Source organism: Glaciimonas sp. Gout2, from assembly GCF_035018905.1.
Classification (GTDB): Bacteria; Pseudomonadota; Gammaproteobacteria; order Burkholderiales; family Burkholderiaceae_D; genus Glaciimonas.
The window spans coordinates 1-13,044 of sequence record NZ_JASJXA010000066.1 but is presented as its reverse complement, the minus strand read 5'-3'; the positions used below and the strand labels follow the sequence as shown (position 1 = coordinate 13,044).

13 protein-coding genes are annotated in these 13,044 nt (G+C 48.3%); 9 read left to right on the top strand and 4 right to left on the bottom strand.

From position 1 onward, the window contains the following. The coding region (locus QN379_RS22075) for an HAD family hydrolase (protein WP_323507625.1) at positions 1–607 on the top strand (607 nt) is incomplete at its 5' end. A 90-nt stretch (positions 608–697) separates the two neighbouring features. Here the strand turns inward: QN379_RS22075 and QN379_RS22070 are convergent. Further along, a complete protein-coding gene (locus tag QN379_RS22070) occupies positions 698–1,252 on the bottom strand; it encodes a hypothetical protein (RefSeq protein WP_323507624.1) in 555 nt (184 codons plus the stop codon). Between the two features lie 105 nt (positions 1,253–1,357). Here QN379_RS22070 and QN379_RS22065 point away from each other — a divergent pair, with 105 nt between their 5' ends. After that, positions 1,358–1,648: a putative quinol monooxygenase gene (locus QN379_RS22065; protein WP_322238485.1), complete on the top strand. Its 291-nt coding sequence runs from the start codon at positions 1,358–1,360 to the stop codon at positions 1,646–1,648. 113 nt (positions 1,649–1,761) lie between these two features. Here the strand turns inward: QN379_RS22065 and QN379_RS22060 are convergent, their stop codons facing one another. From QN379_RS22060 to QN379_RS22050, 3 genes are all read right to left on the bottom strand, one after another. Further along, positions 1,762–2,406, bottom strand: a complete 645-nt coding sequence (locus QN379_RS22060; protein WP_322238483.1) for an SAM-dependent methyltransferase — start codon at positions 2,404–2,406, stop codon at positions 1,762–1,764. Between the two features lie 719 nt (positions 2,407–3,125). Beyond that, a complete protein-coding gene (locus tag QN379_RS22055) occupies positions 3,126–3,983 on the bottom strand; it encodes a hypothetical protein (RefSeq protein ID WP_323507623.1) in 858 nt (285 codons plus the stop codon). Next, positions 3,980–4,627, bottom strand: a complete 648-nt coding sequence (locus tag QN379_RS22050) for a DUF6084 family protein (RefSeq protein ID WP_323507622.1) — start codon at positions 4,625–4,627, stop codon at positions 3,980–3,982. The genes QN379_RS22055 and QN379_RS22050 overlap by 4 nt, the downstream gene beginning before the upstream one ends. Between QN379_RS22050 and QN379_RS22045 the strand changes: the two genes are divergently transcribed. The 7 genes from QN379_RS22045 (at position 4,626) to QN379_RS22015 (ending at position 12,776) form a co-directional block, all read left to right on the top strand. After that, positions 4,626–4,772 (top strand): hypothetical protein, encoded by a 147-nt coding sequence (locus QN379_RS22045; RefSeq protein WP_323507621.1) that lies wholly within the window; start codon positions 4,626–4,628, stop codon positions 4,770–4,772. The genes QN379_RS22050 and QN379_RS22045 overlap by 2 nt on opposite strands. Positions 4,773–5,620: 848 nt before the next feature. Further along, positions 5,621–6,433 carry a hypothetical protein gene (locus QN379_RS22040; protein ID WP_322238475.1) on the top strand — a complete coding sequence of 271 codons (813 nt, stop codon included), beginning with the start codon at positions 5,621–5,623 and terminating at the stop codon, positions 6,431–6,433. 192 nt (positions 6,434–6,625) lie between these two features. Then, positions 6,626–7,225 (top strand): LysE family translocator, encoded by a 600-nt coding sequence (locus QN379_RS22035; protein ID WP_322238473.1) that lies wholly within the window; start codon positions 6,626–6,628, stop codon positions 7,223–7,225. An 895-nt stretch (positions 7,226–8,120) separates the two neighbouring features. After that, positions 8,121–9,356 (top strand): tyrosine-type recombinase/integrase, encoded by a 1,236-nt coding sequence (locus QN379_RS22030; RefSeq protein WP_323507620.1) that lies wholly within the window; start codon positions 8,121–8,123, stop codon positions 9,354–9,356. A gap of 365 nt (positions 9,357–9,721) precedes the next feature. Next, positions 9,722–9,976, top strand: coding sequence for a helix-turn-helix transcriptional regulator (locus tag QN379_RS22025; protein WP_323507619.1), 255 nt, complete (start codon positions 9,722–9,724; stop codon positions 9,974–9,976). Then, positions 9,973–10,209, top strand: a complete 237-nt coding sequence (locus QN379_RS22020; RefSeq protein ID WP_323507618.1) for a hypothetical protein — start codon at positions 9,973–9,975, stop codon at positions 10,207–10,209. The genes QN379_RS22025 and QN379_RS22020 overlap by 4 nt, the downstream gene beginning before the upstream one ends. After that, on the top strand, positions 10,206–12,776 hold the full coding sequence (locus QN379_RS22015; RefSeq protein WP_323507617.1) for a phage/plasmid primase, P4 family: 2,571 nt from the start codon (positions 10,206–10,208) through the stop codon (positions 12,774–12,776). The genes QN379_RS22020 and QN379_RS22015 overlap by 4 nt, the downstream gene beginning before the upstream one ends. The last annotated feature ends 268 nt before the right edge of the window (positions 12,777–13,044 follow it).

Below are 13,044 nucleotides of genomic sequence, written 5' to 3'. Positions count from 1 at the left end.
CAATATGGCAATTGGTGATGAAGAGAGTTTTCAGAAGCGACGCCATATTTTTAAATATCTGGGCGGGTTGAAAGATTTTCCATCGAATATAAAAAAACAGATCGGCAAACAAAGTCGGAAACAAATAATTCAAACGTTGACAGAAGTATATCGGGAGGAGGCGCAACTTTATCCCCATATTGCAGAGCTGATTCGAACACTGATCGCTGCGCCCGACGTAATAGTCGGACTAGTTACCCGTAACATCACCAACGAGCCAGAAGAAACGCTGCGACAACTTTTCCGCCGCCACGACGTTGATCTCGACGCGCTTGATTTTTTTATTCATATTCCGGTTCGCGAGGAAAAGAGGGTCGAATTTCGTGCTGCCAGAGAGCGTTTTAATATTAATCCGGCGCGTAGCTATATTTGCGGTGATGAAGAGAAGGATTTCTTGGCCGCGATCGATTCCGGGATGCATCCGTTTATGGTTTCGTACGGATTCGAAAGCTATAAGCGGCTTACCAAAAAATTTAAAGTGCCTGAAGAAATCATCTCACAGACATCAGCAGAGTTAAGCGAAAGGGTCCTACACGGACTGGGCTTGAATAACGTTTTGCAATGTTGATAGTCCTGGTCATACCAAAACCGAACGTCCGCTATTTTTGAGTGCCAAGGCAAGCATCAAAGCAAACTTTTTTAGTTGATTACTGTGGCATCAGCTTATCTGCAAAGATTTGCTGACCATAACATCGTCCTGAAAGGCAGTCGCTACGACGTCAGCGCCAAAGAAATTTTTATTCAGCGCTAACATCTCGACTATCCGTTGATGTCCCGCCGCATCATCAGGCATGCGCAAGATAACAGTCATATATCTGGACTGACTTTTAGTATGTTGGGTATGAGGAGATGATGCTGCAACATTGGACGAAAGTGTCACTTTCGGATGGATGGTAATGGCAGTCTTTTTATCATCAAACGATGCTTCGACTGAAGTACTCAACTGTAATTCTTTAGTCAATTCACCTTCTAAAACAATCACTGTAGTATGTGGTTCCGGCCACCTTTTTGCACCACCAACAACCTCGGGAAGACCGCCGGTTACTTCAAATTCTGTTGCAGAAATCTGCTCATAGTGGAACGGTTCCCAACCTGGAACGTTCATTTTACGTTTTGCTACGCTCTCCATCGCTTTAGCTGGCCCACGTCCATTGGCAAGCATGCCAACCGGGAGGAAGTCTTCCGCGCTTACAGCGGTTACATTATCACTCATATCAGACTTTCTCTATCTTGAAGAATTTGCTATTTTTACCAACACTCGTGCGCGTAAAACTATCCTGCTGTATCGTTCGATTCTCACCTTAAAAAAAGGAAAAAAATGTCTCAAATCGCCGTCGTATCGATCAATACCGCCAAACCTGGGCAAGAAAAAAAAATGGAAGCGGCAATGCGTGCATTAATAGCACCAAGTCAACGCGATCCAGGTTTTATTCAATATGACCTCCATCGCGACTTAGACGACCCGCGCACTTTCGTGTTCTTTGAAAGGTGGGAAAGCCGTGAACTGCTTCACCAACATTTTAAGGCTCCACACGTTATTGCATGGATTGCGCAAGCCGGTGAGTTGGTAGAGAGCAGCACACTGCGGATTATGGAGAATCTAGGTTAATTACGAAAACGCACTCAGCATAGGAATATTTTTCACTCTCTTCGCACCATCCGCCGCAGGAGGGTGTGACTTGCACCGGTGTATGCGCGTCAAAGTACACAGCCGACACCTGTTTACCGGTATTTACTTTTCTTCCCGGTCTTTATATCAATAGCAAAACGCACACCATTCTCCGTGAATTGAGTTTCATCTGGCGGCTCATCCCCCGCCAAGACACCGGATACGTTGAGCAAGCCTTCACCTTTTCGGATAAGCTCATCTGAGCGTTCATAGACATTCGGACAATCGGTTTCGGCCATCAAAGCCTTAACGATCGGCACCTTCCAGGCTTCCACGCCAGCGGCCTGAAATTCGCATATGAGGTAGCCGTTTCGACCGCCATACCAATCCACCAATAGTCCCGGTAATCCATCTTTTTCTGCCAATATCAGTCGCACCACATCGGTTGCAGCGCTATTTTTTGCACCCCTGGCGAGACTGCGCGTCGCAACAGCTGCTTTGATACGACGCTTCATAAATGCATGATCGACGGATTCGTTCTGATCGAAAGTCCAGACTCGCGCGCGAATTTCCGATTTCGGGCTATGTGCTGCGCGCGCCAAAAACTTGCCTGAAGACGAGTGTACCAGCGCTGTAGCGCCAAATTGCATATTTTCGCCAGGCTTTCCATCGATGCGCTCAATGGCAGAGGCATAAATCCAAGGCTGACGAACTAGCAGGCTTTTTTCCTTGCCTTGCTTTATGGTAATGACGAGCATAGTACCCATTCCCAGATGTAATATATAAGATGAAATTGAACATTAACGGTTGCTTGCCGAAGTTTCGGTCCGGCTATCGGATCAAGTCCATAAACCGCATGACAGCATTAAGCGAATAAAAATGACTTCAACATGCATTCTAAGGCCAAAATTAACGTTCCCATTTTCCGGGAATGTTAATTAAATAGTCTCCATTAATGACAAAGGCGACGTTCAAAGGCCTTACACCTGACCTTCATTTCACGAACAGAAAATAAAGAAACTTGTTTTAGCGCCTTATTAAAGAAATCAAGCATAGCGGGAAAATAACTATCCTAAAATCCACTGTAGGAAACGGCCTCTCCAAAAACAAAAAAGCCCTGAATAATCAGGGTTCATGTTCGATAGTGACAAAAGCAGTCCACTTCAAACTATCAAATGGGTCACATTACTAGTTTTCAACTCTGCTTTTTTAAGTCAATAGCAATTAATTAGATTAATTTCATTTCCGCATTTGCGCCAATTCACCTGACGAAGGACAATCCTAGCGAGATGCTTGCCTTAAAGTTGAGAGCATGATTTTACACGTTTTTCAACCACCGGCGATAAGGATGCAGCGTATCTCCTTGCTTCCTGCGAGGTAATAAGTTCAATTTCGTCCGCCGCAAAGAGGAATCAATAGCAAGGCATACGCGCCAATCCCAAATCGTGCCTAGGATCAGCGAAAAGGTCACCCAGCTTTACGGTGCGATTTGCGGATAATCGTAGAGGATAATCGGCGAGGCCAGTATGGTATCAAATGTCCCTTCCTCACCAACTAGTACCGGCCAGACACCAATATTTTCACACTCTGCTACATTCACCGCGAGATCCGCAGGAGGATCAATAGAAGATACGAACCGACCATCCGATACCCGAAGAATCAGGTGACACGAGACTAACGCTCGCAGCGTTGCTGCATCGCGGCTAATACCACGCGCATCCGGCAACGGTGTCCAATTGGCGATTCTGGCGGTGATTCGGAAAACGTTATCGATCACTCGCTCGGCACGTATTCCTACTTCGCCGTTTATGCATCGGCGGTTACGTGCCAATAAACCTGCCACTTTACCTTGCGCATTACCTAACGGTTCCAATTCGCGATGCCCTGCTAATTCAAAGGGGGTTTTCCACTCCTTATATTCAGATTCACCCACCTCATCCAAGCAGAGTGGTTCGGTATTAATCTGGCGCTCAACCGCTTCCTGCCAGCTATAAAAATGCTGCCCGTCGATCGTCAGAACATCAACCGCACAATATGGCGGCTCGTCCTGTGGCCACTCCACCAATGGCGGCTTCAATTCTCCCGTCTCGCGCGCGGTTAAATGCAAGAACCCTGACGTGACCGTCAGTACCGTGTCGGGACCACCCTGCACAAGGCACTGAGTCTGAATCATCCATGGATCGGCACCATCATGAGCCATACAGTAATTGTGTGGATAAACGCCCCCGAAGGCCCAGCGCTGCCGGTTTTTCACCGAGGAGGCGCGGTAGGGATAAAGCATATAACCTTCATAAAGCACGGCGCTTACAACGCTATGAATAAACGAGGCATTCATGGCACATTCTCTTCAACGATATCCAATAGACTATCCAGCGCCTGCTCCCATGTCGATAGTCCATGCTGCCTCTTATATCGATAAAGCCGATCAAACTGATCGCGATCCAGACACAACCATGTGCCGTTGGGATAATAGCGATCCATCATCTCCTGCCACACCGAATCGGGCAGCAAAAATGTTGCCTCCTTGGTCCAGGCAATCCGGCTAATCTGGAGCCGATCATTTTCATCGCGATAAAAAACCGTACCGCTAAACTGGAACAAAAGTGGCACCTCACCATCTTCAAGCGCATAAAAGAATTTCACTGCGGCCACATTGAAATCATAGCTACATGGAACCGGCAAGTCCGCAATACAACTCCCTTCAAAACCAGGTATGAGCAAAGTGTTATGCGTCCATAGGAGTGGATGTGGCCCCTGTTTGAAACGCAGGGGATCGCCAAATAATTCTCGCAACCGTTCTTGCTCCCCCGGCCGGTAGCGCCGCCGTGGCGATTCGATCTGAATGTGGCACTGTAGGATGACATTCGCGACTCTCACGCTCGAAATAGCCGTGTTGATGCACAGTCTGCAATTAAGCAGCGGAGTGGTCGCAGAACGGACCGTCTCCGCGCCTTCCACCTGGAACGATAGTTCAGGCATGGAAACTCCTTTTCGATACGCGGACACCCGCCTGAAGGTCAAAAAAGAATTCACCGATAGCAACCTAAGTCTCAGTGCCTCCGATCAAGCCCTGCCAACGCCATGGGATGATGCCTGTCAAAGCTTGGCATTGGTCAATCGGTAACCGATAATATTAGTGTGCGCCCTGCGCACGATTGAATAACAGCGCCACCACATCCGGTTCCAGCACAAAAATTGCTTTATCAATCTTGCTTCCGACCTCTGCCGAGGAAATACTCTTCCAATACCATCTTCCCGAAAATCGGAGCCTTGCTACCCCCTCGACCAAGCCCGTCAATTCAATTTTGATGCCCTATATTTCAACCTTTGAACAAAGTTGATGCCGAAATAATTATCAAGAATTCTATATTGGTTAAATATATAAAATTTTTTTCACTCATTCAAGAAATACTTAGGCTTCACAACACAAGAGTCGCCTTAGTTTGGAGGTTTTCTTCACTGTATAGTTACTCTCTGGAATCTATCTATTAATATATTTATCAACCTTTTTTCTAGAGGCTTTTAGCACGGCTTGAGATCATAATTACTAGTAATAATTTAACGCTTGTATATCTTTCAAACCCCATTCTTCACAGACCACCGTGAAAAATACCCATCAAAACTCGGACCAATAAATCAAATTGCAACGAATTTAAAAAGGATCGTCACTTCCCTATATTGATGCACAAGAAGTATCCATAACAATACGTATAAAAGTCGCATTACGTATTTACGCTGAATTTCAACTCTTCGCCGGAGCGGCTTTCAGTTAAGTATTTTTGCGCATTCGTTTTGTTTCAATTTCTCCCCTATTCCGGCTAGCTCGGCCAAACATATTCGTGGCGCTTCATACATCACTGTCCGTCAAGACACCGGGGCAGCTCAGATTTTTTTGAAATAATAGGTTGCTATGTGGCTTAAAATAGCGGCGTTGCGTACACTACCGCGCTATCATTTAATTTCGTCTTAACCATGACCATTAATATCAGCGAAGATCTCCGTGCTTATATCGATCCTTTAACCGATGACGAATTCGCCGCACTAGAACGTAGCCTGCTGTCCGAAGGCTGCCGCGACGCGCTAGTACTGTGGGGTGATCTTTTAATAGATGGGCACAACCGCTACGGTATCTGCCAAAAGCACGAAATTCCTTTTAATATTATTCAGAACCACACGTTTAAATCTATCGAAGATGTCCACATGTGGATGATTGATAACCACCTTGGGCGGCGCAGCGTATCGGACTTTCAACGCGGTGTGCTTGCCCTGCGCAAGAAAGAGATCGTATCGACGCGCGTGGCACAGACGCAAGCCCAGCGCCCGCCCGATAAGATAGCTGGGGCAGATGTATTAAGCCAGCCAGAGGGCGAGCAACCGTTAACGCGGGAAGCCATTGCGCGTTCTGCGAGGGTAAGCAGCGCAACCTTGGCACAAATCGAAAAAATCCAAAAAACGGCTGCGCCGGAACTGGTCAGAGCCGTAAAGTCCGGTGAAATATCTATTAATGCTGCGGTCGCCGTAGCGTCCTTGCCTAGCGAACAACAGATAGCTGCTGTCGCTGGCGGCAAGAAAGAATTACGCGAAGCAGCAAGACAAGTACGTGAGGCACGACTACCGCCAAAGCCAGAACGAGAGACTCCGTCGAGCGACGCTTCCCCGGATCAAGTAGAAATCTACCGTTTGACGTTACTGGTCGCTGAACTTACTGAAGAGCGCAATCAATTAAAAAAGAAGGTGCAACACTTGACCATAGCACTTACGGAGGCGCGCAGCGAGCGAGCTTAGAAATAGGGTTAAGCATCTGTTAGGAGCAAAACGCGTAGCGTACAATATGCCGAAGTGGGGCGGGCAAGTCGAAAACTGACCATCACCAAAAACTGTTACGCTTTTCCTTTTAGCCAACAAACTGGCACTAAACGGCGATATTGATAATTGCAAACCGGCTCTGTCCAAGTTGCTTACCCCTCCAAGACTTTGATGACATCTGACTTCAACTTACCTATATTTGCGCTGAGCACTGCGGTCATACTACTGACGCCCGGACCGACCAATACCTTACTGGCCGCCGCCGGCCTGGAGCGAGGTGCGAAAGGCGCGTTGCCACTCATTGCATGCGAACTTCTCGGCTATCTCATTGCGATCTCGGTTTGGGGCGCAGTGCTCGCGCCCTTACAAAGTAGTTACCCTTGGGTAGCGATCTTGGCACGCGCCGCCAGCAGCCTCTACCTGATCTACATTGCGGTGATGGTATGGAGGGCAGCCTCCGTGCTGCAGACATCGGGACAACGATCGGTTGGCCCTCATTCCTTATTCGTGGCAACCCTTCTCAATCCCAAAGCACTACTTTTTTCGTCTGCGATTTTCCCCGTTCTATCGCCCAGCAATATGCAAATCTATTTTTCAGCGACGGCATTGTTTGTTTGCCTGTTGATACCTATCGGCATCGCTTGGACGATGTTCGGCGCAGCGTTAGCCAACGGGCGCTTGAAGTTTGCGGATCGCATCAAGTTGCAGCGCGCAACTTCATTGGTGCTTTGTGCATTCTCGGCATCTATCGCCTGGGCTACTTTTCATTGAAGTTATCCATTGGCATCGCTAGACGCCATACCAATAGTGTGACGGCAAAAAACTCCTTATCCTACCCGCCTATGGCGAAATATCCATGTCTAATACATTTTCTCTTATAGAGAATTTTCGTTGAATAGGAATTTTTTAATGAAACAAGACAAACAGAATACTTCTACATCGACGACATTTGAGACGCCACTTGATCTATATAGATCGATTTCGCGGGTATGGTCCGCAGACACTTCAAGCCCAACTGGGGCATGGTCACAATCAAATCCGGCGCAGAATCATTGCAGCATTACGTCTCTTGTCGTACAAGATCATTTCGGCGGTGGGATTCTTACCACTAAGACGCCTGGCGGAACGCACTTTTATAATCTAATTGATGGAAAAAAGTGGGATCTAACTGTCCACCAATTCGCCGAACCTGTGCCATATGACGATACACCGTCATCTCGCGATTCAGCGTTTGCCGATACTTCAAAGCAGAAATACGCACTTCTTACAGCTCGGCTCAAGCAATCTATCGGAGATTAGCTATTTTTATATCGATGCAAAATGGGTTGTTTTTTTGACCTTAAAACAGCATTTTCGATCAAAAAATAGGAGGGTTGCGAATACTTTGTATTAGTTGCGGACGTTTACGATAAAAGATGGCAAACACACATCCAAGCAATCAAACCCGCAAAACAAAAAAGCCCTGAATAATCAGGGCTTTATGTTTAAAACTGGCGGAAGCGGTGTCCGCCATTCTACGGTTTAATAACAATCAACAAATGCCAACAATTCCTAATCCTCATAGGGGAAAATGAAATTTATAGTATAACGTCGTTTATTCCAATACAATAGAATCTACGCTTCCCGTGTGGGTAGATATGTGGGTAGGCTAAGAAGGGCGGCGATCATGGCATTAAATGTAAACAAGCTTTCAGCCATGGGCGTGAACAAGGCAACCAAACCCGGATACTACGGCGATGGCTCGGGATTGTGGCTACAGGTTTCACCCACCGGGACCAAAAGCTGGATCTTCCGCTTCACCGTGTCGCGCAAGCAGCGCGAAATGGGATTGGGTGCTTTACATACCGTTGATCTCGCCTCAGCGCGAGCAAAGGCGAAAGAGTGCCGCGTGTTATTGTTGGCCGGGCAGGACCCACTTGACGTCAGAAACGCCGCAAAGCTTGGGGCAGCATTAGCGCTGGCACGGCTGATTACTTTCGACCAGTGCGCAGCGGCCTATATCGCCGCACATCGCAGCAGCTGGAAAAACGCCAAGCATGCCAGTCAGTGGGAAAACACCCTGGCCACCTATGCGTCTCCAATCATCGGTGCGTTGCCCGTCGCCGCGGTGGATACCGCACTGGTCGTCAAAGTGCTCAGCGCAATCTGGGCAGACAAGACGGAAACCGCAACCAGATTGCGGGGCCGCATCGAAAGCATCCTCGACTGGGCGACCACAAGTCGGCACCGTCAGGGTGAAAATCCGGCGCGCTGGCGTGGCCACCTAGAAAATCTGCTTGCGACGCCGAGCAAGATTGCACCGATCAAGAACCACCCCGCACTGCCCTGGCAAGAAACTGGTGCCTTCATGGCGGCATTACGTCTTCGGGAAGGTATCGCCGCACGCGGTGTTGAGTTTGGCATTCTCACGGCGGCGCGCTCTGGTGAAGTGCGCGGCGCAACTTGGGATGAAGTGGACCTGACGACGAAAGTTTGGACAGTGCCCGCCGAGCGCATGAAGGGTGGGAAAGAGCATCGCGTGCCACTATCAACCGCTGCATTTGATTTGCTATGCGCTACGCCGCATGTGGGCGCGTTAATATTTCCCGGGCGCGTACAAAGTAGAGCCTTAAGCGATATGAGCCTGACGGCTGTTCTTAGGAGGATGGAGCGTAAAGATATAACCGTCCACGGATTCCGTTCGACCTTCCGCGACTGGTGCGCCGAATCTGTAGCGAACGCATTCCCGCGCGAAATCTGCGAGCATGCGCTGGCGCATAGCTTGCCCGACAAAGTCGAAGCCGCTTATCGACGCGGGGACCTACTGGAAAAACGTGTTTTGCTTATGCAAGCCTGGGCGGACTATTGCGGGAACATCCCGACTGCCGCTACCGTGACACAAATTCGCGGCGCGAGTGCCTAAAGTTAAATACACTACTCGTAGTTTGCTTCTATCGAAGGTTAATTAAATACACCGTTAAACGTTGACGAATCCCGATACATCGCGGTAGACTAAATCTAATCCGGAAAAAGTTTACCCCCAACGCCCGGAGTGTGCGAACAAGCACATGCGAGGGTGCCAGGGCGAGCAATGCGCGTTTGGTATTAAACGACATCTTTGGATAGCATTTTCATTGCGGCGATCCGAAGCCGGTAGCGTAGAACGTCCCCCAATATCCGATGGGGACTACGTTATGCAGGATGCGGACGAAAGGATAAACCCTTGCGTTCGCCACTGCCTCACACCTATATTATGGCAATCGAGCGCATTCGAAATCGGAGCGCCAAATGCAATCTCAACCTCAAATAGCCGTACTTCTTCGCCTGCCCGCCGTATTGGCGCGCATTCCCGTTTGCAGAGCATCTTGGTGGAAGGGAGTGAAATCAGGCCGATATCCCCAGCCTGTAAAGTTATCTCCACGTGTTGTGGCTTGGCGCGAAGAAGATATTAACGCTCTCGTAGCCAACGGTGTAAATAAGTCTGGTGCAACCGACACGACGGCGCCGAATGCAATCGTTATTACGGCGCGAGGTGAACTATGAAAACCGCTGCGGACATTCATCTAACAAGCGCTTCTCACAATGTGGGTGTGGGGTTTTCTGTGGTTTTTACATTTAATGACGGCAATTTCAATGCAGAATGGACACCCAGCATGCCGCGCGCTCGTGCACTTAGGCGGGTACTTCAAAAATACCGGGCGGCGCGGAATAATTTCTTAACTGAAATTGCAAAACAAACCACAGAAACCGTGCTTTGTTTTGAGGTGAAATCATGAGCCCCGTCGGATTGAATCAATTGTCTATGCCGTTGATGACGGCTAGCTTTGGCCAAGGAGATAAAGGAAGGATAACTCACACCGAGGACTACACCTGGAAGCATTTAACAGATGCTGTGCAGAATCCCAAAGATGCGACTATTTCACATGCTGACTACCTAGGTTTATCAGATATCGCCCGAAATGCTTTAAAAGCACAAGATCCCTTTGTGGTTTTTGGTCAATTTGAAGGCAAGGCGCGCAATAAAAGTAGTGTCAAAAGCCGCTCGGCCGCCACGCTTGATATTGATAGTGATGCGAGGGACTTAATCCAACGCCTTGACGGCGCGGAGGAAAGGGGCATTAATATTCGTGGCGTAGTTCCCTTTTCTTATGTTGGGCATAACACACGTACCCCTACAACGGAATCGCCTCGCTTACGTCTTTTAATTCCGTTTAGTCGCCCCGTGTCGCCAGCCGAATACCCGCATTGTGTGCGAGCATTGGGGGAGTTATTTTGTGTCCCCGTGCTTGATCTGTCGTGCGTCCAGCCAGAGCGGATAATGTTCCTCCCCACGACAAACAAGGGCGCACCCTACTCCTACTGGTCTAGCTTTGGAAGTGGCTATGTGAACCCAGACACACTGTTGGCAACTATCCCGCGAAACATTATCGACGAGGTTACAGCACCGGCACACAATAGTGCACCCGACAACTTGGCACGGGCGGCCAACTTAGCACGCGTAAAGAACGAGACAATATCGGATTTGCGCGATGCTCTAGTGGCAATCATGGTGGGCTACAATAAAAATGCATATGGGTACGAGTATTGGGTATCTGTCTTACAGAATCTGAAATCTCTTGATGAAGTCGGTCGCGAATTAGGCTTGGAATTTTCCAAACAATTACATGATTGGAAGTGTGACGAAGAAGAATTTAACCGCAAGTGGAACGATGACTTAATCGGCGACAGATCCGACTACACTTCAATTTTTAAGAAAGCCCAAACATTAGGCTGGATTAATCCCCGCAGGGGTCACGGACTTGGCATACAGACCGACTATAAAACATTGGTTGATCGCACCGACACAGGAAACGCGAACCTGCTCGTTCAACTCACAAATGGTGACTTACGATACGTGACCGAAAAACGTATTTGGTTAGGATGGCAAAATAACAAGTGGATCTGGGACGACAGCGGTAGCATTGCGCAGTCAATGGCGCTGCGCATAGCCGAAGAATACCAAAAGGAAGCGACTCAGTATTATCATCAAAGCCAGAATGCTGCAAACACTCCGGCAGATAGAACGCGAATTGAAAGAACTGCTGCAAGCATAGCAAAATGGGCGCAGCAGTGCCGAAACAAACGGGCACTAGATAATATGCTGGCGGTCGCTGCGAAATTCCCGGAAGTCAAATTATCCCTAAAGGATTTAGATACTGATCGGCGACTTTTGGGGGTGGAGAACGGGGTCGTCGATCTACGCACGGGGAAACTCCGCCCAGCTGCGCGTGAGGATTTAGTTACGAAACGCTCAGGACTTCGATTCAATCCAATAGCACTTGCGCCGGGGTGGATTAACTTCGTGAACCAAATTACGGGGCGCCCTATTCTAGCCGAATTCGATCCTATCACAGGTGATGTGATCGCCGACACCGTAGGGCGATTCGAGCTTCGTCCCGAACTCTCGCATTATCTACGGAAGGCGCTAGGGTATTCACTCACAGGACTAACGGAGCAACACAAGTTATTTGTGTGCGTTGGAGCGGGCTCTAATGGAAAGAACGTGTTGCTCGACATCGTTAAATGGGTACTTGGGGATTATGGTGTAAGTATTCCGCCCGCTGTATTACTCGAAACTCATCAGAGTAATGATCCTGAGCGAGCGTCATCGGTTGCAGCACGTTTAGCTGGTGCAAGGGCAGCAGTAAGTAGCGAATCAAAACCCGGGCAGAAGTTCGACATAGCGACCATTAAGAGCCATACAGGCGACGGATATATGATCGCCCGACTACTCAATCAAAATGCATTTGAGTTTGAAATAAGTCACAAGCTATGGTTGATGACTAATTCTGTTCCTGCGCTCGACCACCTTGACGGGGCAGTTCGAGGCCGTTTGCATGTCATTCCTTTCGACATGAAGTGGAATCGGCCAGGCGAGTCTGATAGAAATCCAGCATTACCTGATGGTGACCCGGCTCTCACCGATACTTTACGGGCGGAGGCGGAGGGTATTCTGGCGTGGCTTGTGGCTGGCGCACTTGAATACACCAAAGTAGGGCTCAAGCCACCCAAGCAAGTGCAGAATATGACACGCACGTATTTAAACGATCAGGACTCGCTAGGCAGATGGCTTGAGCAATACGAGAAGTGCGACCCGAAGCAGGGGGCGACGGCTAAGGCTCTATTCGATACTTTTCAATCCTGGTGTGAAGAAGAAGGAATCGATAATCCATACACTCCAAAAAGCTTTGGCCAGTCGATAAAGGTACATGGTATCCCGTATGCTAAAAGAGAAGCGGGCATGTTTTACGGAGTCACTCGTCGTAACAATGATCAAAACGTGATGAAAATTGAAGTGATGTGATATAGAAATTTCCTGCCGGATGATGGATCATGATTGATTCTCTCAAGCTCCCCGCTAGTAATAGAAAATTTTATATATAGACGCTGCGATGAGGAAAACCGTCATGATCCATCATCCGGCAGGTTCTGGAAATAACTAGTTTACGGTTTCAGCATGTTGGATTAAATATAAACACTCTTTTTAATTTTTTTTTATTAAGGTAGTACAATAATTCCCGCGCGTGAGGCTACGCAATGCGCTAAATTACATATTTACTAAATGCTAGTGG

Bases quoted from the DNA above. Each gene is read 5' to 3' on its own strand.
- QN379_RS22060 (WP_322238483.1), bottom strand. From the start codon at position 2,406: ATGCTCGTCATTACCATAAAGCAAGGCAAGGAAAAAAGCCTGCTAGTT.
- QN379_RS22055 (WP_323507623.1), bottom strand. From the start codon at position 3,983: ATGAATGCCTCGTTTATTCATAGCGTTGTAAGCGCCGTGCTTTATGAA.
- QN379_RS22030 (WP_323507620.1), top strand. From the start codon at position 8,121: ATGGCATTAAATGTAAACAAGCTTTCAGCCATGGGCGTGAACAAGGCA.
- QN379_RS22040 (WP_322238475.1), top strand. From the start codon at position 5,621: ATGACCATTAATATCAGCGAAGATCTCCGTGCTTATATCGATCCTTTA.
- QN379_RS22050 (WP_323507622.1), bottom strand. From the start codon at position 4,627: ATGCCTGAACTATCGTTCCAGGTGGAAGGCGCGGAGACGGTCCGTTCT.
- QN379_RS22020 (WP_323507618.1), top strand. From the start codon at position 9,973: ATGAAAACCGCTGCGGACATTCATCTAACAAGCGCTTCTCACAATGTG.
- QN379_RS22015 (WP_323507617.1), top strand. From the start codon at position 10,206: ATGAGCCCCGTCGGATTGAATCAATTGTCTATGCCGTTGATGACGGCT.
- QN379_RS22045 (WP_323507621.1), top strand. From the start codon at position 4,626: ATGGAAACTCCTTTTCGATACGCGGACACCCGCCTGAAGGTCAAAAAA.
- QN379_RS22065 (WP_322238485.1), top strand. From the start codon at position 1,358: ATGTCTCAAATCGCCGTCGTATCGATCAATACCGCCAAACCTGGGCAA.
- QN379_RS22035 (WP_322238473.1), top strand. From the start codon at position 6,626: ATGACATCTGACTTCAACTTACCTATATTTGCGCTGAGCACTGCGGTC.
- QN379_RS22070 (WP_323507624.1), bottom strand. From the start codon at position 1,252: ATGAGTGATAATGTAACCGCTGTAAGCGCGGAAGACTTCCTCCCGGTT.
- QN379_RS22025 (WP_323507619.1), top strand. From the start codon at position 9,722: ATGCAATCTCAACCTCAAATAGCCGTACTTCTTCGCCTGCCCGCCGTA.